The sequence below is a fragment of the Mycobacterium sp. E2497 genome (assembly GCF_001668695.1).
Classification (GTDB): domain Bacteria; phylum Actinomycetota; class Actinomycetes; order Mycobacteriales; family Mycobacteriaceae; genus Mycobacterium.
In genome coordinates this window covers 54,204-74,079 of sequence record NZ_LZKD01000137.1, presented here as the reverse complement: position 1 = coordinate 74,079, position 19,876 = coordinate 54,204, and the positions used below count along the sequence as shown (strand labels likewise).

Annotated in this window: 22 protein-coding genes, 1 tRNA gene and 1 pseudogene; 16 read left to right on the top strand and 8 right to left on the bottom strand. The window is 66.4% G+C overall.

Annotated features, from left to right (window positions below):
* Positions 1 to 38: 38 nt before the first annotated feature.
* The 3 genes from A5713_RS11810 (at position 39) to A5713_RS11800 (ending at position 1,219) form a co-directional block, all read left to right on the top strand.
* Entirely contained in the window at positions 39 to 560 is a 522-nt protein-coding gene (locus A5713_RS11810; protein WP_067920185.1) for a tRNA adenosine deaminase-associated protein, read from the top strand.
* 81 nt (positions 561 to 641) lie between these two features.
* On the top strand, positions 642 to 1,100 hold the full coding sequence (locus A5713_RS11805) for a nucleoside deaminase (RefSeq protein WP_067920184.1): 459 nt from the start codon (positions 642 to 644) through the stop codon (positions 1,098 to 1,100).
* Positions 1,101 to 1,129: 29 nt separating this feature from the next.
* Positions 1,130 to 1,219, top strand: a tRNA-Ser gene (locus tag A5713_RS11800).
* Between the two features lie 82 nt (positions 1,220 to 1,301).
* Here the strand turns inward: A5713_RS11800 and mtf2 are convergent.
* Positions 1,302 to 2,108: a fatty-acid O-methyltransferase Mtf2 gene (mtf2, locus tag A5713_RS11795; protein ID WP_068095777.1), complete on the bottom strand. Its 807-nt coding sequence runs from the start codon at positions 2,106 to 2,108 to the stop codon at positions 1,302 to 1,304.
* 228 nt (positions 2,109 to 2,336) lie between these two features.
* On the opposite strand from mtf2, the gene A5713_RS11790 reads away from it, so the two are divergent.
* Together A5713_RS11790 and A5713_RS29175 are read left to right on the top strand one after the other, a co-directional pair.
* Positions 2,337 to 2,816 (top strand): CAP domain-containing protein, encoded by a 480-nt coding sequence (locus A5713_RS11790; RefSeq protein WP_197516357.1) that lies wholly within the window; start codon positions 2,337 to 2,339, stop codon positions 2,814 to 2,816.
* Between the two features lie 57 nt (positions 2,817 to 2,873).
* A complete protein-coding gene (locus tag A5713_RS29175) occupies positions 2,874 to 4,268 on the top strand; it encodes a hypothetical protein (RefSeq protein WP_231980372.1) in 1,395 nt (464 codons plus the stop codon).
* Positions 4,269 to 4,854: 586 nt separating this feature from the next.
* Here the strand turns inward: A5713_RS29175 and A5713_RS27550 are convergent.
* Together A5713_RS27550 and A5713_RS11775 are read right to left on the bottom strand one after the other, a co-directional pair.
* Positions 4,855 to 6,491 (bottom strand): annotated as a pseudogene (locus tag A5713_RS27550) (DUF4185 domain-containing protein).
* 124 nt (positions 6,492 to 6,615) lie between these two features.
* Positions 6,616 to 7,749, bottom strand: a complete 1,134-nt coding sequence (locus tag A5713_RS11775) for a 1,4-beta-xylanase (protein WP_067920178.1) — start codon at positions 7,747 to 7,749, stop codon at positions 6,616 to 6,618.
* Between the two features lie 194 nt (positions 7,750 to 7,943).
* On the opposite strand from A5713_RS11775, the gene A5713_RS11770 reads away from it, so the two are divergent.
* From A5713_RS11770 to A5713_RS11735, 9 genes are all read left to right on the top strand, one after another.
* Positions 7,944 to 8,276, top strand: a complete 333-nt coding sequence (locus tag A5713_RS11770; protein ID WP_067920176.1) for a PE domain-containing protein — start codon at positions 7,944 to 7,946, stop codon at positions 8,274 to 8,276.
* Positions 8,277 to 8,362: 86 nt separating this feature from the next.
* On the top strand, positions 8,363 to 8,749 hold the full coding sequence (locus tag A5713_RS11765) for a DUF2237 family protein (RefSeq protein ID WP_067920174.1): 387 nt from the start codon (positions 8,363 to 8,365) through the stop codon (positions 8,747 to 8,749).
* A gap of 72 nt (positions 8,750 to 8,821) precedes the next feature.
* A complete protein-coding gene (locus A5713_RS11760) occupies positions 8,822 to 10,084 on the top strand; it encodes a sulfotransferase (protein ID WP_068095664.1) in 1,263 nt (420 codons plus the stop codon).
* Between the two features lie 19 nt (positions 10,085 to 10,103).
* Entirely contained in the window at positions 10,104 to 11,345 is a 1,242-nt protein-coding gene (locus tag A5713_RS11755) for an MBL fold metallo-hydrolase (protein ID WP_068095658.1), read from the top strand.
* Positions 11,342 to 12,091 carry an SDR family NAD(P)-dependent oxidoreductase gene (locus A5713_RS11750; RefSeq protein ID WP_068095656.1) on the top strand — a complete coding sequence of 250 codons (750 nt, stop codon included), beginning with the start codon at positions 11,342 to 11,344 and terminating at the stop codon, positions 12,089 to 12,091. Before A5713_RS11755 ends, A5713_RS11750 begins: the two co-directional genes overlap by 4 nt.
* 14 nt (positions 12,092 to 12,105) lie before the next feature.
* Entirely contained in the window at positions 12,106 to 12,594 is a 489-nt protein-coding gene (locus tag A5713_RS11745) for a VOC family protein (protein WP_068095654.1), read from the top strand.
* 1 nt (position 12,595) lies between these two features.
* On the top strand, positions 12,596 to 13,561 hold the full coding sequence (locus tag A5713_RS11740) for an LLM class flavin-dependent oxidoreductase (RefSeq protein WP_068095647.1): 966 nt from the start codon (positions 12,596 to 12,598) through the stop codon (positions 13,559 to 13,561).
* A 49-nt stretch (positions 13,562 to 13,610) separates the two neighbouring features.
* Positions 13,611 to 13,802, top strand: coding sequence for a hypothetical protein (locus tag A5713_RS27545; RefSeq protein ID WP_156751855.1), 192 nt, complete (start codon positions 13,611 to 13,613; stop codon positions 13,800 to 13,802).
* Positions 13,803 to 13,945: 143 nt separating this feature from the next.
* Positions 13,946 to 14,944: a D-2-hydroxyacid dehydrogenase family protein gene (locus tag A5713_RS11735; protein WP_068095772.1), complete on the top strand. Its 999-nt coding sequence runs from the start codon at positions 13,946 to 13,948 to the stop codon at positions 14,942 to 14,944.
* Here A5713_RS11735 and A5713_RS11730 read toward each other — a convergent pair whose 3' ends face one another.
* Genes A5713_RS11730 through A5713_RS11715 form a run of 4 tightly spaced genes read right to left on the bottom strand, consistent with a single transcriptional unit; the run spans position 14,945 to position 17,902 of the window.
* The gene (locus tag A5713_RS11730; protein WP_068095642.1) at positions 14,945 to 15,559 is read right to left on the bottom strand and encodes a TetR/AcrR family transcriptional regulator; all 615 of its coding nucleotides are present in this window, start codon (positions 15,557 to 15,559) and stop codon (positions 14,945 to 14,947) included.
* A complete protein-coding gene (locus A5713_RS11725) occupies positions 15,556 to 16,329 on the bottom strand; it encodes an SDR family NAD(P)-dependent oxidoreductase (protein WP_068095640.1) in 774 nt (257 codons plus the stop codon). The genes A5713_RS11730 and A5713_RS11725 overlap by 4 nt, the downstream gene beginning before the upstream one ends.
* Positions 16,326 to 16,826: a VOC family protein gene (locus A5713_RS11720; RefSeq protein ID WP_068095638.1), complete on the bottom strand. Its 501-nt coding sequence runs from the start codon at positions 16,824 to 16,826 to the stop codon at positions 16,326 to 16,328. Before A5713_RS11720 ends, A5713_RS11725 begins: the two co-directional genes overlap by 4 nt.
* Complete coding sequence (locus tag A5713_RS11715) at positions 16,823 to 17,902, bottom strand: dihydrodipicolinate reductase (RefSeq protein ID WP_068095637.1); 1,080 nt, start codon at positions 17,900 to 17,902, stop codon at positions 16,823 to 16,825. Before A5713_RS11715 ends, A5713_RS11720 begins: the two co-directional genes overlap by 4 nt.
* Positions 17,903 to 18,009: 107 nt before the next feature.
* Here A5713_RS11715 and A5713_RS11710 point away from each other — a divergent pair, with 107 nt between their 5' ends.
* Complete coding sequence (locus tag A5713_RS11710; RefSeq protein ID WP_068095634.1) at positions 18,010 to 18,879, top strand: SDR family NAD(P)-dependent oxidoreductase; 870 nt, start codon at positions 18,010 to 18,012, stop codon at positions 18,877 to 18,879.
* Positions 18,876 to 19,262 (top strand): DUF1330 domain-containing protein, encoded by a 387-nt coding sequence (locus A5713_RS11705; protein WP_067919241.1) that lies wholly within the window; start codon positions 18,876 to 18,878, stop codon positions 19,260 to 19,262. The genes A5713_RS11710 and A5713_RS11705 overlap by 4 nt, the downstream gene beginning before the upstream one ends.
* Before the next feature lie 3 nt (positions 19,263 to 19,265).
* Here the strand turns inward: A5713_RS11705 and A5713_RS11700 are convergent, their stop codons facing one another.
* Complete coding sequence (locus A5713_RS11700) at positions 19,266 to 19,763, bottom strand: adenosine-specific kinase (protein WP_067919243.1); 498 nt, start codon at positions 19,761 to 19,763, stop codon at positions 19,266 to 19,268.
* Between the last annotated feature and the right edge of the window lie 113 nt (positions 19,764 to 19,876).

The window sequence follows — 19,876 nt, the reverse complement described above, 5'->3', positions numbered from 1 at the left end:
TGGTCAGGGGGCCTCGTCTGCGACTACCGTAAGCGGCCATGGGAGCACAACGGGCCTCAGCCCAGGGCCTGTCTGCCGATACGCCGGACGGTTTCGGCGTAGCGGTCGTGCGCGAAGAGGGTCAATGGCGGTGTTCCCCGATGGCGCGCAAATCGCTGACGAGCCTGAAGGCCGCCGAGACCGAGCTGCGGGAGCTGCGCAGCTCCGGCGCCGTGTTCGGGCTGCTCGACGTGGATGACGAGTTCTTCGTGATCGTGCGCCCGGCGCCGTCCGGGACGCGGTTGCTGCTGTCGGACGCCACCGCGGCGTTGGACTACGACATCGCCGCCGAAGTGCTGGACAAACTTGACGCCGACATCGACCCCGAGGACCTCGAGGAATCGGACCCCTTCGAGGAGGGCGACCTGGGGCTGCTGTCCGATATCGGCCTGCCCGAGGCGGTGCTGGGCGTCATCCTCGACGAGGCCGACCTGTACGCGGACGAGCAGCTCGGCCGCATCGCCCGGGAGATGGGCTTCGCCGACCAGTTGTCGGCCGTGATCGACCGCATCGGTCGGTGATCGCGAGCGCTGGCGGTGGGGGCACCCCCGCTTGCGGGGGACCGGGCGTAGCGGGTCGCCACGAATGACCGAGCCCCGTCGGTGATCGGCGACGAAGACCTGATCCGTGCCGCGTTGTCGGTCGCGGCGACGGCGGGTCCCCGCGACGTGCCCATCGGTGCGGTGGTCGTCGGCGCCGACGGAACCGAACTGGCCCGCGCGGTCAATGCCCGAGAGGCCCTGGGCGATCCCACGGCGCACGCCGAGATCCTGGCGCTGCGCGCGGCAGCCGGCGTCCTCGGTGACGGCTGGCGGCTGGAGGGCGCCACACTGGCCGTCACCGTCGAACCATGCACCATGTGCGCCGGCGCGCTGGTCCTGGCCCGCATCGGCCGGCTCGTGTTCGGCGCGTGGGAACCGAAGACCGGAGCGGTGGGATCCCTATGGGACGTGGTCCGCGATCGGCGGCTCAACCATCGGCCGGAAGTGCGTGGCGGCGTGCTCGCCGAAGAGTGCGCCGCACCGCTGGAGGCCTTCTTCGCTCGCCAGCGATTGGGGTGAGGGGCCGGCCGTCAGATAAGCTGCTCGGCGGTGGCGTGTCCGAGCGGCCTAAGGAGCACGCCTCGAAAGCGTGTGACGGCTAACACCGTCCGAGGGTTCAAATCCCTCCGCCACCGCCAACGCCCCTAACCGCGTCCAGCAACTCAGGTCGCGGTCCGCGGTTCCCACCGCGGCCAGGCGTTCTCCGCGCGGGAGACCGCCTCACGCCTTGACGAAGCAGTACATCCGGTATTCGGTGGGTCCCCCGGTTCGGAAGCCCTGGTACGTGTTCCACACGAATCGGTAACCGCGGGTTACGGCAAAGCTGCGCGCGAAGGCGGGCACAAGCGCATTCACCGCCGCCATCCACCACTGTGAATTGTTCTCCATCCCGCGCATGACCTCTGAATTGATCACCCGCTGCGAGACGATCCGCATCGGCGCGTCGGCTAATTGTGCCTCCCAGACGGCAAGCCCCTCGGTGAGGCGGAAATCGGCATAGAGAAAATGCCCGCCCGGGCGCAGCACGCGCACAACCTCGCAGAGGAAGCGGGGAAATTGCGCGTAAAGGTGCGAGGATTCGATATTGATCACCGCGTCGAACGATTCGTCCGGGAAAGGCAGGTCCTCGGCGTCGCCTTCGACGAACTTCAGGCCGGCGACATGGTGTCTTTCCCGGCAAAAGGCGATACCGGCCGAGTTCAAGTCCAGCCCGGTGTATGAGGCCGGGTGCAGGGTCCGCATGAGGTATGAGCTCCCACCGCCGTGGCCGCAACCGACCTCGAGGACCTGCTTGCCGCTGAGATCCACCTGCGTCGCCGTGCGGTGATAAAGCTGAATGAAATACCGGTTCGGCTCGTCGGAGGGCGCAAGCGGAATGCCCATCGGTGGATCTTCCTCATAGCCGTAGTTGAGGAACAACACGTCTTTGACGGACAGCTTGCGGGTCAAGTAGCGGTAGAAGAACTTCTGATAGAAATACTCATGGATATACTGCGCATACTTCAGATTGACCGTGTCCAGGAGCATGCGACGAAAGCCGCGCTGTTGACCCTGCAGCGCCATCGGCGGAGCATAGCAAATGCCGGCGCGGCTTTGATCACATTCGACGCAACCGAGTCAATCCGGATTGTCCGCGTGGTTGGCGCCCGTTCTTCCCTGTGAGTGCACCGATTTCCTTCCGATCCTCGGCATGCTCGGTCGAAGGTGGATAGCATTGCCTTACGGAGAACTGCCAAGCGCGCGGCAAGAGGCCACATGACGAAGAACATCGCGATCGTCGCCCTCTTCTCGTGTTGTAGTGCGCTCGTCGCGACTCCGGGCACCGCCACTGAATTCGTCGCGCACGCAGACGATCCGGGCACCGTGCTGTACAGCGGCGTCAACAGACTCCGTCAGCCATGCGCTCCGCTCAGTGACGACCCGCGGTTGCGGGCGGCGGCGCAGCGGCACGCCGACGATATGCTGCGCACCGGTTTAAGCGGCCATATCGGGTCCGATGGATCTTCGCCGCGGACGCGCATCGCAGATGCCGGCTACAGCAGGACCCCGGCAACGGGGGAGATCGTCTTTTGGGGTACCGGATCAGCGGCGAATCCGACCCAGGCCCTCGACTCGTGGATGCAAAGCCCTCCACACCGAGGGATCATCGTGAACTGCGCTTTCACCGCGGCCGGCTTCGCCACCGCCTGGGACGGCAACAAGATGACCGTGGTGGGTGACTTCGCGGCTCCGTAAAGCTCGCTGCGCAAAACGTTTCGTTGCTCGACCAGGCCAGTGGCATAGAGTCGGCCCGTGGCGTCGGTTGATCGGGGTCTCGTTCGTGCGGTCGCGAGGCTTGGCGTGGTGGCGGTGCTCGTGATGACCGCGGTTGCCTGCACATCTCACAAGCACGAATCGGCTTCGAGTCCGGCGACGCTGACGGCCGCGCCGACCGAAGGCGGGGATTGTGCGCCGGACCGGTTGGCACGCTGCATACCGGGGTTGGCCGACGTACAAGACAATCTCTTCAACCGCGTGAGCGTCTACGAGCCCCGTTCGAGTTTCGGGGCTGAGCCGCCCTTCCAAGGGCGGGAGTCCACTCCCGAAGACTGCCAGCATCTGCCGAGGTTCGGAGCGACGGATAAGCCGGAATTGGACGTGGAGTACAGCCCAGCCACAGACGCCACTGGTCGTTCCTTGAGCAATCGATTCCCTGCAAACGGCGGCGATTCCGTCCGGGTCCGGTTCACCGTTGCCGACGAAGGTAACGACGTCACGAGTGCGATGGAAACGTGGGCTCGTCGGTGTCCCATGTGGACGACTGCCCATTCCATGGACAACGACGGCATCAAAGGCTGGCTGATCGGTGAATCCAGCGAAAAGCTGACGCAGTATCAGTCGGGTGACACCGGCATGCAATGGCCCTCCGTCGTCAACATGGCGGCGACCGAGCTTCCCAGCAGGGTGACCGTGCAGGCGTGGTATCGCACGCCCGATCCGTCGGCGGCCTCGCGTAATCAACTTCTGTGGCAATTGATCGGCGCGGCAGGACGACCGCGACCACGCTCGGCGCTGCCGCCGCTGCTCGCCGACTGGAGCCAGGCCCAGATCTCGACGCTGCTTCCGGCGCTGCGGGTGGATTCCGGCATTGAGACCGCACCTGCTGACAGCAGCACCTCCGCCGGCGAGCCGGGCAGCCGATCTTGGTCGCTCTGCCCCTCCGGTGGCCAGGTTTCCGCCCCGCGTTACGACCCCTTGGCAGGCTGGCAGGACTTCGACGAATCGAAGTGGGACAAGCCCGGAAAACCACCGAGGCCCAAAGTGATGATCAGCCGGGCGCATGCTGGCGATAACTTCCTGGCCGATCTTCGGACTGAGATCGCTACTTGCACCCCGCATTTGGCCGAGAAGCCGACAGTGTGCGGGGAACGCCAGAATCGCCAGTCCCTCCAAACCGACTCGGCTGTCGCCGAAGGCGAGGACACGGTTCGGTTAACGCATCGGTGGATGCGCGAGGTCGATGTCCGCGGCCACGGCGTGTGTGGTGAAGGCGTCGAGGCCCTGCGAGTTGCCCAAGTACGCGGGCTGATCGTCATCAGCAGCTCAAGTGTCGGGGGATGGCTGTTCAAGGGGGACACTCCGCCCCTGCCGTTGAGTAACCTCGACGAGGTTCTCGCCGAGACCGTACGCAGGATCAAAGCCGCCTGAGAACTGCCCCGCCCAAGCACCGTTCACACGTGTGGCAGCCAACCGGAGCCGTGCGGCGACAGCACGAAGCCACGCCCTTGCGGGTCTTTACATGCGGTCATCCCTGAACTATCGACTCCGCAAACAAATCCATTCACCGTGAGAGAGTGCTCCGGAGGAAGCGTCTTGATGGGCTGCCCGAGAATTACATGCGACGGTTCGCCCCCACTCGTCTGTTTCAGACCACTCGTGGTTCCTATCCAATTGACGCCGCTGATTCCGGCGTCAGGATTTGATGCCGCCGGGGGTACAGCAGGCAAGTTATTTCCACTGCACGATGCCTGATCGAGGGTGAATTTGCAGACGACGCCGTCAGGCGTCAGGAAATACACCGTCGGTTCAGGCTGCCGTCCCGGATTGGGCACTGAGATCTCATAATCTCTCGCATTGGCGGGAGCGTATCCGCTCAGGTCAGGGAAGCTGAGCGCGTCGGCGTACGCCATGCCTACAACCATTGAACCGGCGCACATGAGTGCGCAACAGCCGGGGAGTGCTTTTGCGATCATTTCGTTCCTGTCGACTCTGGGTGGCTCGACGCGTGCGGGTTTCAATGGAAAGGGTTGACTTGAAATTCTCGAGTTTGATAGGGCGTGCCGATGGGCACACCGCTCGCGTCCCTCCCTGTATTCCATTGACTGACAAATATTTTCAGATCATCCAATGTTGACCCAGGCATGATGTATCCCCCGTACGGCTGGGGCAGAAACTTGGCCGCACCTGGATCGCCATTCTGCGCGACAATTGTTGTCGGCACGTTGCCGAATATACCGGTCGGATCAGGTCCGACCCGCACCTCCATACGTCCGCCTTGAGCATCCACATTGAATCCGGACAGGACCGGCTTGCCGCCGATCTCCCGAAAGCTGAGCTCCCCGTAGCGGTCGGTAGTCACCGGCGCGGCATGTTGCCCCGCCTGGCCCCAGGCGTTGCCGTTCCACGGCTGCCAGCTGTTGCGATCGAACACCTTGTCCGGGTCTGCCCGGTACATGGTGACCCCGCGGCTGCGATCGAAGGAGTCGGCGGCGATGTAGACCTTGCCGTCCGAGCCCTTATAGCCGCTGACCTGAGTGGGTGCGTCTCCCGCGGCGCGGAATGAACCCGGCACCATGGTCCAGCCCTTGGCGGGGTCGCCATTGACTTCGACCAGCCACGAACCCACGGGCTGAAGATCTCCCTTGGTGCCCGTCACCATCATGTATGTCTTGTTCCCCAGCGTGATCGTCCCGGCGGGGAGCGTGTCGTCGATCCCCGCCTTGACCGCCTCGTCGGGCATGGTGAACAGCTCGTGGCCGCTGTCCTTCGCTCCGGTCAGTGGCGCTCCGAAGTGCGGGCGTCCATCGGCGTCGAAGGTCACCGGTACGGCCACGGAACGATAGTGGTCACCCTCGCCAACCTTGTTGCCGGAGAATGAATCCCCAAAGATCGCAAGAAACTTTCCCGGCTGTCCGGGCACCTCGACGACCTCGCCCAAGTCCGCCGCCCCGATCCCCGGAATGCCGGGAACGCCTCCCGTACCGGCGATCGGCCCCAGGTCTCGCACCTGGCCCCGCAACGGACGCTCCATGGTGTCGTCATGACGGGGGGCGGGTCGTAACCTTCGGTGTGCAACGATCCCAGCGCTTTGTGCAACGTGTCCGAGTAGGCATTGCGGATCGAATCCATTTGCTTGACGGCATCGCGGACGTCGTCAACGGCGTCGGCGTGCGCAGCGTCGATCAACTTGAGCAGTTTGTTGCGCTCCTGCTCGGGCAGGTTCAGCTGTAGGTCTTTCTTCGCCGCGCCGATGAGCTTGTCGAGAACCTGCAACCGATGATCCAGGGACGCGATCTCGGCGGCACCCTGCTTCTGCGCGTCGGCCAACGCGGCAGCGACGTTCTCCAAGTCGGCGCCGATCTTGGGCAACTGCTCGGACTGCTGGCCAAGGGCGTTAGTCACCCGCTGTACCTCAGCGGAATCGTTGATCGGGTTGTCGCCATTCTGGTGGTTCCACGCCACCTCGAAGCGTTTCCGGGCTTGCTCGAATGCGTGGTCGGCCTCAGCACTGTGCCGGCCGGCGCCGTGAAAAGCCTCGGCAAGGCGAGAGATTTGAAATGGGCTGCCGGCCTGCAGGCTGTGGTTGATCGCCCACGGATCGCCGCCGGCCGCACCGATCAGCTCGGCTTCGCTCAGATTTGCCAGCGTCATCGCATCGTCAACGGTTACCTGACATCACGCACACGGCCGCCCCCTTCTGCGATGCCAGCCTACTACCGCAAACGGGCTGGTCGACGTCGCAATTCGAGCGCTCAGTTGAGCCAAAGCGTCAGGCTCACGCCTGAGTTCCGGCCAGCTTTCGGGTCGTCAGTGCTTCGCTGTCCCTGAAGGGGCGGCCGTCGGGCCCCAGCAGATCGTGGAACCAGACTTTCGGGATCGTCGTGTACGGGTGGTCCCACGATTCCCAGGGAAAGTAGGTCTGCGTCTTGCCGGCGACCAGGCCCCAGTTGATGGCACCGACGTTGTGGCGCTTGGCCACCGGCAGAATGGCCTCGACGGTGCTGCCGCGCGGGCGGGCCATGTACTCCGTGCACAGGATCGGTCTGCCGAGCGGAGCGAGTTCGCCGATCCGGGACTCGAAGCCCGCGGGGTCGGCGTAGGAATGGAACGTGATCACGTCGGCGTTGGCCAGCTGAATATCGCTGATTGCGCTGCGGCCCTGGGGTTGTCCCCAGTCGCCGCGCCACACGCCACTGGTGAGCGGCTGGCTGGGGTCCACGGCGCGCGCCCAGCGGAACACTTGTGGGAGCAGGTTTCCGACGAGCTGTTCCTTGTCGCTGCGCTCGGTGTTGCGGTACTGGCGCGCTGGGTTGTCGGGCTCGTTCCACAGGTCCCAGCCCAGGATGCGGTCGTCGTTGCGGAACTGCGTCAGCACCCCTGTGACGTAGTCGCGCATGACGCCGGCGTAGCGCGGGTCGCCAAGGCGTTCGGCGCCCGGGCTCTGCACCCAGCCGGAGTTGTGCACCCCGGGCGTGGGTGGGCGCTGTCGACCCGCCCTTGGCGCCGGGTCCCAGCATGAGTCGAAGAACACGAACAGCGGCTTGATGCGGTGGCGCGCGGCGATGTCGACGAACTGCGCGAGCCGCGCCTGAAAGCCCCGCTGGTCCTGGCTCCAGAGCTGATCGTGCAGGAACACCCGCGCGGTGTTGTGCCCGTAGAACCTGGCCCAGCCGAGCTCGGTGTCGATGCGCCGCGGGTCGTAGCTGTCGGCCTGGAACATCTCGAGCTGGTTGATGGCGTTGGAGGTGATGTAGTTCGATCCGACGAGGAAGCCCTGCGCCTGATACCAGCGGTTGGCCCGGTCGGCGGGCCACCGGCCGGGTTCCTCCGCGGAGGCGCGGGGCGCTCGCGCCAGCGCGGTGCCTGCTGCCAGCAGAAGTGGCAGCTTGAGGGCCGTTCTTCGATGCACGATGTGACGATAAATTTTCCCGGCGATTTCCCCGGGATTTGCTCAGCGCGTCGCGCCGGCTTGACGTGGGAATTGTTATCACTCCGTCACCGCGGCCTCTTAACTCTTTCTCAAAAACAGTTTTGCATACACAAACAGTTTCATACTGCTACTATCGCCCCACGACATCATCCAGTGCATTGAGGAGTGGGCCCGTGCAGGCACTGTCATTCGATCCGGCCGCAGCCAACATCGGGTCCGACATCGTCCGCGGTGCCACGCAGGGGCTTCAGGCCGGCATGACCGCGGTCCCGTCGACCACGGCCCTGGTTCCCGCCGGGGCTGACGAGGTGTCGGTGCAGGCGGCCGTCGCGTTCGCCGCGGAGGCCACCGCCTTTCTGGCGCTGCACACGGCCGCGCAACAAGAGCTGGCCCGGACGGGTACCGCGATCCTCGACATCGCTCGCATCTACACCGAGGTCGACGCGGCCGCGGCCGGCAGCGTGCTCGGAGCTCGCCCGCTGGCCGGCTACCGGGTGGCGGGATAGCGACCCGCACCGGCCCGGAGAAAATCGCCGGACGCGGACGGCAAAGATACTTCAAACTTCGCCCTACCGAGCGCGATACTGAATCCGTGCGCGAGCGAAACGTGTTAGGCGGTCCACTGGAACCGTGCGGCACAGAGCCACTGACCGGGTACTACCGCGACGGCTGTTGCTCGACGGGGCCCGAGGACCTCGGCCGGCACACGATCTGCGCGGTCATGACGGCCGAATTCCTCGAGCATCAGCGTTCCATCGGCAACGACTTGCTGACACCGGTTCCCGAATACCGGTTCCCCGGACTGCTTCCCGGTGACCGTTGGTGTGTCACGGCGCTGAATTGGCTTCGGGCGCATCAGGACGGCTGCGCCGCGCCGGTGGTGCTGGCCTCCACGCACGAGCGCACCCTCGAGGTGGTGCCGCTGGAGGCGTTGCAGGAACACAAGGTCGACGTGCCCGACGACTTGGCGAACCTGTAGGGAACCACGCCGGATCGACGTCTAGCGTCTGTGTCATATTTGCCGTCGACGACGCGTCGAAAAGAGGATCCGGTGGGCTCTGCCGTTGACGACATCGACTTCGACGACCTGACCGCGCCCAAGCTGACCGACGTCCAACGCCAGATCCTGGAGTTCACCGAGGCCAGAGTCGTCGAGTTCGACATGGGCCGGATGCTCGCGGAGGCGGTCGACCAGGCCGGGGCGGACGATCTCGACGACGTCGACGGCTTCGGCGATCGACTTGAGGCGCACGTCGCGGCCATCGAAGGCGACGAAGGCCTGCGTCAGCTCACGCGCTCATCCCTGCGGCAACGCGTCGTGCGATTGCTGCGCAACCGGTTGTCGCTGACCGATCTCCTCAGGCGGTATCCCGAAATCGAAGCCATCCCGATCGAGAACCCGTTCATCGTGGTCGGCATGCCGCGATCGGGCACCACTCATCTGGTGAATCTCATTGCCGCCGACCCTCGTCGGAGGGCGTTGCCGTACTGGGAGAGCCAGGAGCCCCTTCCCGCTCGCGGCCAGGGTCCCGACATCTTCGGGGTGGATCCGCGCTATGCGCGGGCCAAGTCCGAGCACGACGCGCTCATGGCCAGCGCCCCGGTAGTGGCGGCCATGCACGACCGATTCCCCGAGGCGATCGAGGAGGAGGTCGAACTGCTCGACCTCGATATGGCCGCCTACGTCCTGGAATGGCATGCGCGCGTACCGGATTGGCGCGACTACTACCTGAACCTGGACCAGAACCGGCACTACGCATACCTGAGGAAAGTCCTCCAGGCGTTGACTTTCCTGCGCGGCCCGCGGACCTGGGTCCTGAAAAGCCCGCAGCACTGCGAGCAACTCGGTCCGCTCCTGGCGACGTTTCCGGACGCGACAGTGGCTTTCACGCACCGCGATCCCGTCGCGGTGATCCAGTCGGCGGTCACCATGATGGCCTACTCCGATCGGCTGCGCCGAACGAGCATCGATCCGGACTGGCTGCTCGACTACTGGTCCGACCGCGTGCACCGGCTGCTCAGCGCATGGGTGCGCGACCGCGACCTGGTGCCGGCCGAACGCAGCGTCGACATCAACTTCCATCAGCTGAACGCCGGCGAAATGGCGGTGCTCGAGCGGCTTTACCAATGTGGCGGCGTCGAACTGACACCGAAGGTGCGGGCGCGGTTCCAGAAGTACCTGGATGACAATCCGCGCGGCAAACATGGCCGCATCCGCTACGACCTGCATCGGCACTTCGGCATCACGGCCGACGAGCTGCGCCGCCGATTTGACTTCTACTTCGACAAGTTCGACGTCCAGGCCGAGACGTAGCCCGAAGGGAACGAGAACGATGAGCTTCGAACCGGTCCACCGCAGCAGGCCCGGGGCCGACGCCATGCGGCCCGCGGCCGCCGACCGGGCCGAGGAGATCGCGCCCGGCCTGTGGTGTTCACCGGGGCTCTCGAACGCCTACCTGCTCACCACGCACGAGGGCCGGGTGATCGTCAACACCGGCATGGGGTTCGAGGGCCCGGTGCATCGCGCGAATTTCGACGCGGTCGACCCCTCGCCGGTGCGATACGTCATCTTCACCCAGGGTCACGTCGACCACGTCGGGGGCCTGGACAGCGTGCGCGACCCCGAGACGACCGTGGTCGCGCAGGCGAACTGGACGTTGTGGCGCGACGACAACGAGCGCCTCATCCCGTACCGCGCCAGCCGCAGCGCCTTCGCGTTCAAGGACACCCTGGCGGCCGGCATCCAAGCCGTTCAGCGGCGCCTCGGTAGCACCCGGTTGGCCGGCCAGAGCGTTCCCGTCGTGGACGTCGACTTCGAAGACACGCTGACCCTGCACCTCGGGGGCCGGCGGATGGAGCTGATCTCGGTGCCCGGCGGCGAAACCACCGATTCGCTGGTGGTGTGGCTGCCGGATGAGCGGATCTGCCTGTGCGGGAACACCTTCGGTCCGCTGTTCGGGCACATTCCCAACCTGGTCACCATGCGCGGCGACCGGTACCGCGACGCGCTGACCGCGATCGCGTCGGTGGAGCGAGTGCGCGACCTGAGGCCCGAACTCCTGGTGACCGGTCATTTCGAACCGATCGCGGGCGCCGAGCGCATCCACGCCGAACTGACCCGGCTGCGCGACGCCATCCGCTACGTCCATGACCAGACCGTCGAGGGAATGAATGCCGGCAAGGACGTCCGGACCCTGATGCGCGAGATCACGTTGCCCGCGGAATGCGAAGTGGGGCAGGGCTATGGAAAGGTGGCCTGGGACGTGCGGGCCGTCTGGGAAAACTACTCCGGCTGGTTTCACCACGAGTCGACCACCGAACTCTATCCGGTCGGGTTCGATGCCGTGGCCGCCGACGTGGTCGAGCTGGCCGGGGCCGCCGCTCTGGTGGATCGGGCCCGGGAACACCTTGCCGCCGGCCGCCCCCTGCACGCCATTCACCTGGCCGAGCTTGTCCCGCCTGACGACGTTGGGGCACGGTCCGTACTGCGGGACGCCCATGAAAAACTGCTGGCCGGCAGCTCCAACTTCTGGGAAAGCGCCTGGCTCAGAAACCAGATAGCGAGGAACGCATGACGGCGCGCGTCAGCTTCGACTTCACGGGCACCACGGCGCTGATCACCGGCGGCACCAGCGGAATCGGGCACGCGACCGCGGTGTTGTTCCGCGACGCCGGGGCCCGCGTCGCCGTCACCGGAACCAAGCCGGCGCCGGACGACTACGAGACCGACCTGTCCGGCATGGATTATCACCGGCTGCAGATCAGCGACCCGGAGTCGGTCGACGCGCTGGCGCGGAAGTTCACCCGCCTTGACGTGCTCGTCAACAACGCCGGCGCCAATTTCCCGGGCGGCCTGGATGAATCGAAGCCGGACGGGTTCGAGGCGTCGGTCGCGCTGAACCTGACCGGACCTTATCGGCTGACCGTCGGGCTCTATCGTGCATTGAAGGCGTCGACCGCGGCCGGCGGTGCCAGCGTGGTGAACCTGACGTCGATGTCCGCACTCCGGGCCGTCCCGTTGGTGCCCGGCTACGGCGCGGCGAAGGCCGGGATTATCTGCACCACCAGGAATCTCGCGGTCAAGTGGGCCGGAAAGGGAATCCGGGTGAACGCAGTGGCGCCGGGCGCCATCGACACCCCGATGACCGCGCCCATGCACGGCTCGGCCGAGTTGGTGGAGACCGAGCTGGCGCATATCCCGTTGCGCCGCTTCGGTTCCACCGGCGAGATCGCCCCCACCATCGCCTTCTTGTGCACCGAGCAAAGTAGCTACACCAGCGGCGCGGTGTTCGTCGTCGACGCCGCGTCGGATTGCGTCTGAGACACGAGGAAAACATGGCTTCTTTTGTTGGGGCGCTGCGACCCGAGGACTTCTACCACACCGGCATCGTCGTGCCCGACCTCGATGCGGCCATGGCCCGGCTGAGCGCACTGGCCGGCTACCGGTGGATCACCCCGATGAGCTACACCCTGCCGTTCCGCACCGCGACCGGCGTCCGCGAACTGACTTCGACGGTCGTCTACTCGTTGCAGAGCCCGCACGTCGAACTCGTCCGGGAGGTGCCCGGAACTGCGTGGACCGCTGCGCCGGGCAACGCGGTCCATCATATCGGCTACTTCAGCGACGACCTGGCCAGGAGCGGACGGGCGCTGCAGGACAACGGCTTCACCCTCGAGATGACCGCCGACGTGCCCGGCGCCGACCTCGGCCTGTTCGCCTACTACACGGACGCTTTCGGGACGCGCATCGAGATCGTCGACCGCGCGCTGTTTCCCGACTTCCCGGCGTTCCTGCAGTCGATGGCGGGCCCGGGGGAGGCGTGACGTGTTGCTGACGGTGTTGCGGTTCAACTTCGCGTCCCCGCAGGGCGAAGCGCGTACGCAGAGCGCGTTGTTGTCGGCCGCTCTCGAGTTGGCGCAGTGGGGTGAGTCGCACGGCATCACCTCGGTCAGCGTCGACGAGCACCACGCGACCGGACACGGCTGGAGCTGCAACCCCATCATGGCGGCGGCGATGTTCCTGGCGCGGACCTCGAGGCTGATCGCCAGCGTCGACTGTGCCCTGGGCCCGCTCTGGAATCCGGTGCGCCTCGCCGAGGACATCGCGTTGGTCGACAACATGAGCCGGGGCCGGCTGCACACCACGGTCGGCCTGGGTTACCGCAGGGTCGAATATGAGGCTCTGGGAACCGATTTCGCGCAACGGGGCGCGCTGATGGACAGGCTGCTCGAGCGCATGCTGTCGGTGTGGTGCGGTGCCGACGCGGCAATGTGCACCGGCACCTGGACGCGGCCGCATCCACCGCTGTATGTCGGGGGCGGCGCGCGGGCCACGGCGCGGCGGGCGGCGCGATTCCGGCTGCCGCTCAGCCTGGCCGACCACCTGCCCGACATCGCGGCCTACTACCGCGAGTTGTGTGCCGACGCGGGCATGACGCCACTCATCCTCATGCCGGGGCCGGTCAACCGCGGAATGATCTTCCTGCACGAGGACCCCGACCGGGCCTGGGCGGAGCTGGGCGACCACATCCTGTGGGAGGCCGTCACTTACGGCGGGTGGTCGACCGACCAGCGGTCCCTCATGCATTTACCCGGCGTGCAGACGCTGGACGAGGTCAAGGCGTCGGGCCGGTACCGGTTCCTGACCCCCGCGGAGCTGATCGCCGAGGTGCGCGACACAGCCAACTACGGGCCGCTCGTGATGCACCCGCTGGTCGGCGGCATGCCCGTCGACGAGGCGTGGAAGTCGGTCCAGTTGCTCACCGACAAGGTGCTGCCCGCGCTCAGCTAAGGCGCCGAAGTTCAGATTGCGCATGCGAACAAGGGGTATGCGGCCCACCATGAAACCTGAAGCGAAAAGAGCCCTGGTGGTCCTCGGTGGTGCCGCCGCATTCGGACTGTCCGTCGCCATCGGTGGCGCGGCCGGCGCGAACACGCTGGCAAGCAACGTGCCCGTGGCGCCGCCCGTGCCGACGTCATCCAGCCCGGCCCCGCCACCCGCACCGCTTTCACCGCTGCCGCCGCCACCGTAGATCCCGCCGGGGACGGTCGGGGGTGGTGGAGGCGCCGGTGGAGGTGGTGGCTGAGTATTCCAGTTCGCCCGGCGTATGGACGCGGACCTCGTCAACCAACAGTGGGCCATCGACGATTCCTGACCTGAGGTTGAATGGGGGTCATGGCGAACCCCGCGCCCCAGGTGGCGATCCTTGACGACTACGCGGGCGTGGCACTGCGGCTTGCCGACTGGTCGCCGGTGCAAACCCGTTCCCGCGTAACGGTTTTCGACCGGCACCTGCCCGAGGAGGAGGCGGCGGAGGCGCTGCGGCCGTTCGACGTCATCTGTACCCTGCGCGAGCGGATGGCACTGCCGCGGACGCTTCTCGAGCGGTTGCCGAATCTCAAACTGATCACCATCGTCGGCCGAAGCCTGCCCAACCTGGACCTGGCCGCGGCCACCGAGCGGGGGATCCTGGTCGCCAACACCGATTTCGCCCATCCGCGGTTCCGCTCGGTCCAGGACGCCACGCCCGAGTTCGCGTGGGGACTGCTGATCGCCACGGTGCGCAACCTGGCCGAAGAACACCGGCGCATGCGAGACGGCGGCTGGCAGGTGACGACGGGTCTCACCCTGTCCGGCAAGACGCTCGGGCTGCTCGGCCTCGGCCGGGTGGGCACGCGGATGGCCGGATACGCGAAAGCCTTTGGGATGGAGGTCATCGCGTGGAGCCAGAACCTCACCGCGGACGCCGCCGCGGTGCTGGGCGCCCGCCGGGTCGACAAGGCGGCGCTGTTCGAGGAGGCCGACGTGGTGTCCATCCATGTGGTGCTCTCCGAGCGCACACGCGGCCTGGTCGGCGAGTCCGAGCTGGCCCTGATGAAGCCGCACGCGTACCTGATCAACACGTCGCGGGGGCCGATCGTGGACGAGGCCGCGATGATCGCCGCCCTCACGGCGCGGCGCATCGCCGGCGCCGGGCTTGACGTCTACGACATCGAACCGCTGCCGACTGCTCACCCGTTGCGGGTGCTCCCGAACGTCACCCTGTCGCCCCACCTGGGGTACGTCACCCGCGAAATGCTCGGTGCCTTCTACTCCGACACCGTGGAGTCGGTGGCCGCCTGGCTGGACGGGGCCCCCATTCGGATCGCCAACCCCGAGGCGTCGCGAGGGTGATCAGCCGCGCTGGCGTCTCCAGTGCGGACTCTTGACCGCTTCCAGCGCCTCGGTGACGTAGCGATCGAGCGGCCACGCGCGTCCGGGCCGGCGGACCCATTGCTGGAAGCCGAAATCGGCTGCGGCGAAGGCGAGTTGGACCAGTAGGCCGGGACGCATGTCGGCGTCGGGGTTCACGCCCATGCGCCCGGCGACCAGCTTGGCCGCTCGCTCCTTGTCGGCGGGCGTGTGGACTGTCACCTTGGGAAGCAGGTGGGGCGCCACCAGCAGCGCTTCTCGCCACTCGTCGGTGTCGGCCTGCTCGAATGAGCGTGTCCGCGTGACGATGGCGTTGATCAACGCGACGTCCGGTGGCTCGTTCGCGGGTCGCTGCTCGAGCAGGTTGACGATCGCGGCGCCGCCATGGCGAACGGGGGCGAGTAACAGGTCTTCCTTCGTCGGCACATGCCGGAAGAAGGTGCGCGCCGAAACGCCCGCGGCGGCGGCGATCTCCTCGGTGGTCACTGCGTCGTACCCCCGCTCGACGAACAGCCGGAACGCCGCACGCCTGATGTCGGCCCGGATCTGTGCGCGCTGCCGATCGCGCAACGACTCCGGTCTGTCGGGCGAGCTCACCGGAAGCAGCCGATCCCACCGTCGACGTGAATGGTCTGTCCGGTGATGAACGTCGAGTCGGTGCCCAGCAGGAACGCCACCAACGCGCCCACGTCGGTGCGGACATCGCCGATGCGCTTCATCGGTACGCGTCCGACGGCCTTCTCGTACTCCTTGGGCGCGAACGACTTCCAGAACTTGACGCCATCCGATTCGGCGAATGGACAGATGACGTTGACGCGGATGTTGTCTCGGCCCCACTCTAGGGCGGCGACCTTCGACAGGCCCCGGATGGCCTCCTTGGCGGCGGCGTAGCCACCCCACTTCGGCTCACCACCGGTCCCCGTGCCCGAGCCGAGGTTGACGATCGACCCGCCGCCCGCTTCGACCATGACGGGGTGTACGGCTTGCATGAGCAGGAAGGTCGCGCGTGGGCCGACGTCGTGGCCGAGCGCGAAGTCTTCGGTGGTGATGTCGACGAATGCCTTGGGCTCGTTGGTGGCGATCGCGTTGTTGACCAGGCCGTGGACCGTACCGAAGGCGTCGACGGCGGCCGTCACGATCCGCTGGGCGCTGGCCGGGTCGCGCAGGTCGGCGGTGAGCTTCTCGACGCGGCCCAGCGCCGACAGCTCCTCGGTGGTCGTGCCCAGCAGTTCGTCCTGGATGTCGACCAGCAGCACCGATGCGCCGCGCTCCAGCAGGGCGGCGGCGGTGCCCTTGCCCACACCCTGGGCCGCGCCGGTGACGATCGCGACGTGGTCGCGCATCGACTCGGGGTGTGTGTAGCTCATGTCGCGGGCCCCATGTGTAGCGGCACCCCGCGGTGCATCTCGTACGTGCTGCGCGCGCCGCCGGGAAGTTCGATGAACTCGAGAGTTGTCCCGTCCGGGTCCTTGACGAAAAACATTCGCACGCCGCCGATTTCGAAGGGCTCCTGGTCGGGGGAGTAGCCGGCCGCAGTCACACGGCGGTGGGTGGCGTCGAGGTCGGTCACCGACAGGGCGACGTTGTGGATCCCGGTGATGCCGCGGCGTGCCGACTGGTGCTCTGGAGTGTTCGGACCCAGCGACAGCAGCTCGACCATCAACCCACCGAGCAATCCGCCCACCACCCGGCCCTCCTGCCTGCGGGTGGCGTGCAGCGCGGCGTCGAAAGGCTCACCGGAGATCAGGGTTTCGAAGACGACCTCCATGCCGAGCAGGTCGCGGTAGAACGCCAGGGCGCGGTCCATGTCGGTGACCCCGACGACGAGGTGGCAGAACGAGACGTCGCCGAGGACGCCGGTCATGACGCCGCGAGGCCTGGCGCGGGGCGGCCGGCGAACAGGGGCAGGTCGAGGTAGGTCTTGATCCCGGGTTCTGCGGCGCAGACGTCGGGGATGGCGTTGACGCAGTGGTTGGCCGTGGCCACCACGCCGGGATTCTTCACCAGCCCTTCGGCGATCGTCACGGGTTGCAGCCCCTTGAAGGTGAGGTTCACGGTGGGATCGCCGGTGATCTCGACCTCGAACCGTTCGCCACGTCCGCCGAAATCCCAGGCCGGATCCAGGTTTTCCTCGCCCATCAGCCAGTTGACCGCCGCCGTGATGACCGGTTCGCCGTCCACCAGGGCCTGCCAGCGGAACCGGCGAGCGGCCACGGCCCCCGTCGTGATCGGGAACGGGGCGTAGTCGATGTCGGAGGTCGCGACCGCGACGTCCTGGATGGTCCGGATGTTCGGGTCGATGCGAAAACCCATGTGGTCGGCGATCATTCGGACCGATTGTTTGAAGCCCCCGTCCAGCAGGCCGGCCATGGGCCCCTGCATGGCTTCCTCGGGGGTACCGCCGAATCCCATGATGTGACGCACGACGTCCGGGGCGTTGTAGGTGCGGATGTCGGAGAACTCCTCGGCGCGGACGTGGGTGACGGCCGACGAGAGGGAGGACAGCATCAGCGGGAACCGCTCCGTGATGCCGCCGGGGTGGATCCCCGAACCGTGCAGGGTCACCCCGCCTTCGGCCGCGGCATCGGCGACGGCCCGGTGCCGCCGGTTGGCGGGGTCGGGGTATACCCAGCCGACCGGCGTGACGACGTTCTTGCCGGATCGCAGGATCGCGATGACCTCGTCGTCGTTGGGTACCAACGGGCTGTAGACGACGCAGTCGGCGTCCAGCGCCAGGATCTGCTCAGCGCTGGACGTGGCGGTGACGCCGAGGTCCCCGGTTCCCAGGATCCGGCCGACGTCGACCCCGTTCTTGTCCGCCGAGTGCACCCAGCAGCCGGCGAGCTCCAACTGGGGATGGTTGAGCACACACGCGATGGCCGCCTTGCCGACGCCCCCGGTCGCCCATTGGATGACGCGGAGCTTGGACGGACTGCTCATCTGGGTGACCTCCCAATCGCATGCCTTTACACGCCGATGACCGGAATGGCACAGTATGACCCGCTGACAGTCACTGTCAACATCTGCCTGGCGTGGAAAGGCCTGTCATGAGTGCCCTGGACGGAAAAGTCGCGATCGTGACGGGAACCAGCCGCGGTGTGGGCGTCGGCATCGCCCATGAGCTGCTCCGCGCCGGCGCCACCGTCGTCGGGTGTTCCCGTTCGCCCCTGGACACCATCCCCGGTGTCGAACCCGAATGGGCGGGGCGGGCCTCACAACAGGTCTGCGACCAAGGGGACTACCGCGCGATCGACGCGTTCGTCGCGGACGTCGTCGCCGAGCACGGCCGCATCGACATCCTGGTCAACAATGCCGGCGGGACGGTTCCGGCTCCGCACGCGGAGGGCATTCCCGAACTGGTGCAACGCATTCAGGGTGCGCCGGCGAGCGATGACGAGTATGAGCGCACGGCGTTCTTTCACGCGTTCGCGGTGCAGATGAACCTGATCAGCCCCCTTTGGTTCGCGATCCGCGCGTACCGGCAGATGCGCACCCAGGACGGGGTCGGTTGCATCATCAACATCTCCAGCGGGGCCGGGCATCCGGCGGGGTCACCGACGTTGGTCTCCTACGGCGCCGCCAAGAGCGGGCTCAACCATCTCACCCGATCGCTGGCCGAGGAGTGGGGGCCCAAGGTCCGGGTCAACTGCATCGCACTGGGACCGACCATGACCGAGAACTTTCGGTCGTTCGTACTGCCCAAAGACGACCCTACCGGCGCAAAGTATTTCGCGGCCGTCCCGCTGCGCCGGGCGGGCGAACCGGCGGAGGTGGGCCGGGTCTGTGTATTCCTCGCCGGCGGGGAGGCCGACTTCGTCAACGGCACCACCATCGAGCATGACGGCGGCATGTTGCCCGGCGTCCTGTACGAAGCGGGCCTGAAGACCATCACCGATCTGCTGGAATCGTTTTCATGAGCCATTCCCTGGAGCCCACCCCCGAACAGTTCGCGGCCCTGGCCACCCGGCCCGCCGACGAGCCGGTGGTAATGGTCAACCTGTTGAAGTTCAAGAACCCGGGTGGGCGGGAGTCCTACCGGCGCTACGCCCTGGAGGTGGCGCCGCACCTGCGGCGGGTGGGTGCCACCGTCCGTTACGCGGGAACCGCACCGGCCTATGTGATCGGTGACGATGAAAAGCCTTGGTGGGATGCGATTCTCGTCGTCGAGTATCCGACGCCGCAGGCATTCATGGACATGGTGAGCACGCCGGAGTACGCCGAGGTTCACCAACACCGCGCCGCCGGCCTGGAGCGCGGTGACCTGATCGCCACGTCGGTGTGGTCAGTCGCGGGCGACTGACACTCAGAGCTTGTAGCCGATTGCGCGCAGCAGATCGTGGCGCTCGGCCACCTCACGGTCGCCTTCCACCGCGACGGGCGTCTGCCCGTCGATGACGCCAACGATGCCGCGACCGCGCGGAGAAACAGCAACCAGGACATCAACCGGGTTGGCTGTAGCGCAGTAGATCCCGCAGACTTCGGGCACCGACTTCACGGGATTGAGGACGTTGACCGGAAAGCCCTCACGCAAGAAGATCACGAAGCTATGTCCGGCCGCGATGGCCAGCGCCGTGCGCGTCGCCAAGTCAACCAACTCGCCGTCGTTGCCGCTGCGGCGAACCAACCGCGGTCCCGACGCCTCGCAGAAGGCCACCCCGAACCGCAGCGACGGACTCACTCCGGCCAGCGCCTCGTGCAGGTCTTCGACGGTTTTGACGAAATGCGCCTGGCCAATGATCACGTTGACATCCTCGGGCTTGTCAACGGCCACCACATCCCACGTCAGCGATGTTGTCGTCACCAGCCCATGCTGCCACCCGGCTACGGTCGCCCGAAAGACTTCTTAGCCGCCTCATTGCCAGTCGGCCCAACTGAGGACCAATGACTTGTGTGCTGGGTTCAAAAGACCCGTCC

Bases quoted from the DNA above. Each gene is read 5' to 3' on its own strand.
- A5713_RS11745 (WP_068095654.1), top strand. From the start codon at position 12,106: ATGGCTTCTTTTGTTGGGGCGCTGCGACCCGAGGACTTCTACCACACC.
- A5713_RS11710 (WP_068095634.1), top strand. From the start codon at position 18,010: ATGAGTGCCCTGGACGGAAAAGTCGCGATCGTGACGGGAACCAGCCGC.
- A5713_RS11790 (WP_197516357.1), top strand. From the start codon at position 2,337: ATGACGAAGAACATCGCGATCGTCGCCCTCTTCTCGTGTTGTAGTGCG.
- A5713_RS11735 (WP_068095772.1), top strand. From the start codon at position 13,946: ATGGCGAACCCCGCGCCCCAGGTGGCGATCCTTGACGACTACGCGGGC.
- A5713_RS11810 (WP_067920185.1), top strand. From the start codon at position 39: ATGGGAGCACAACGGGCCTCAGCCCAGGGCCTGTCTGCCGATACGCCG.
- A5713_RS11755 (WP_068095658.1), top strand. From the start codon at position 10,104: ATGAGCTTCGAACCGGTCCACCGCAGCAGGCCCGGGGCCGACGCCATG.
- A5713_RS27545 (WP_156751855.1), top strand. From the start codon at position 13,611: ATGAAACCTGAAGCGAAAAGAGCCCTGGTGGTCCTCGGTGGTGCCGCC.
- A5713_RS11720 (WP_068095638.1), bottom strand. From the start codon at position 16,826: ATGACCGGCGTCCTCGGCGACGTCTCGTTCTGCCACCTCGTCGTCGGG.
- A5713_RS11705 (WP_067919241.1), top strand. From the start codon at position 18,876: ATGAGCCATTCCCTGGAGCCCACCCCCGAACAGTTCGCGGCCCTGGCC.
- A5713_RS11715 (WP_068095637.1), bottom strand. From the start codon at position 17,902: ATGAGCAGTCCGTCCAAGCTCCGCGTCATCCAATGGGCGACCGGGGGC.
- mtf2 (WP_068095777.1), bottom strand. From the start codon at position 2,108: ATGCTCCTGGACACGGTCAATCTGAAGTATGCGCAGTATATCCATGAG.
- A5713_RS11725 (WP_068095640.1), bottom strand. From the start codon at position 16,329: ATGAGCTACACACACCCCGAGTCGATGCGCGACCACGTCGCGATCGTC.
- A5713_RS11750 (WP_068095656.1), top strand. From the start codon at position 11,342: ATGACGGCGCGCGTCAGCTTCGACTTCACGGGCACCACGGCGCTGATC.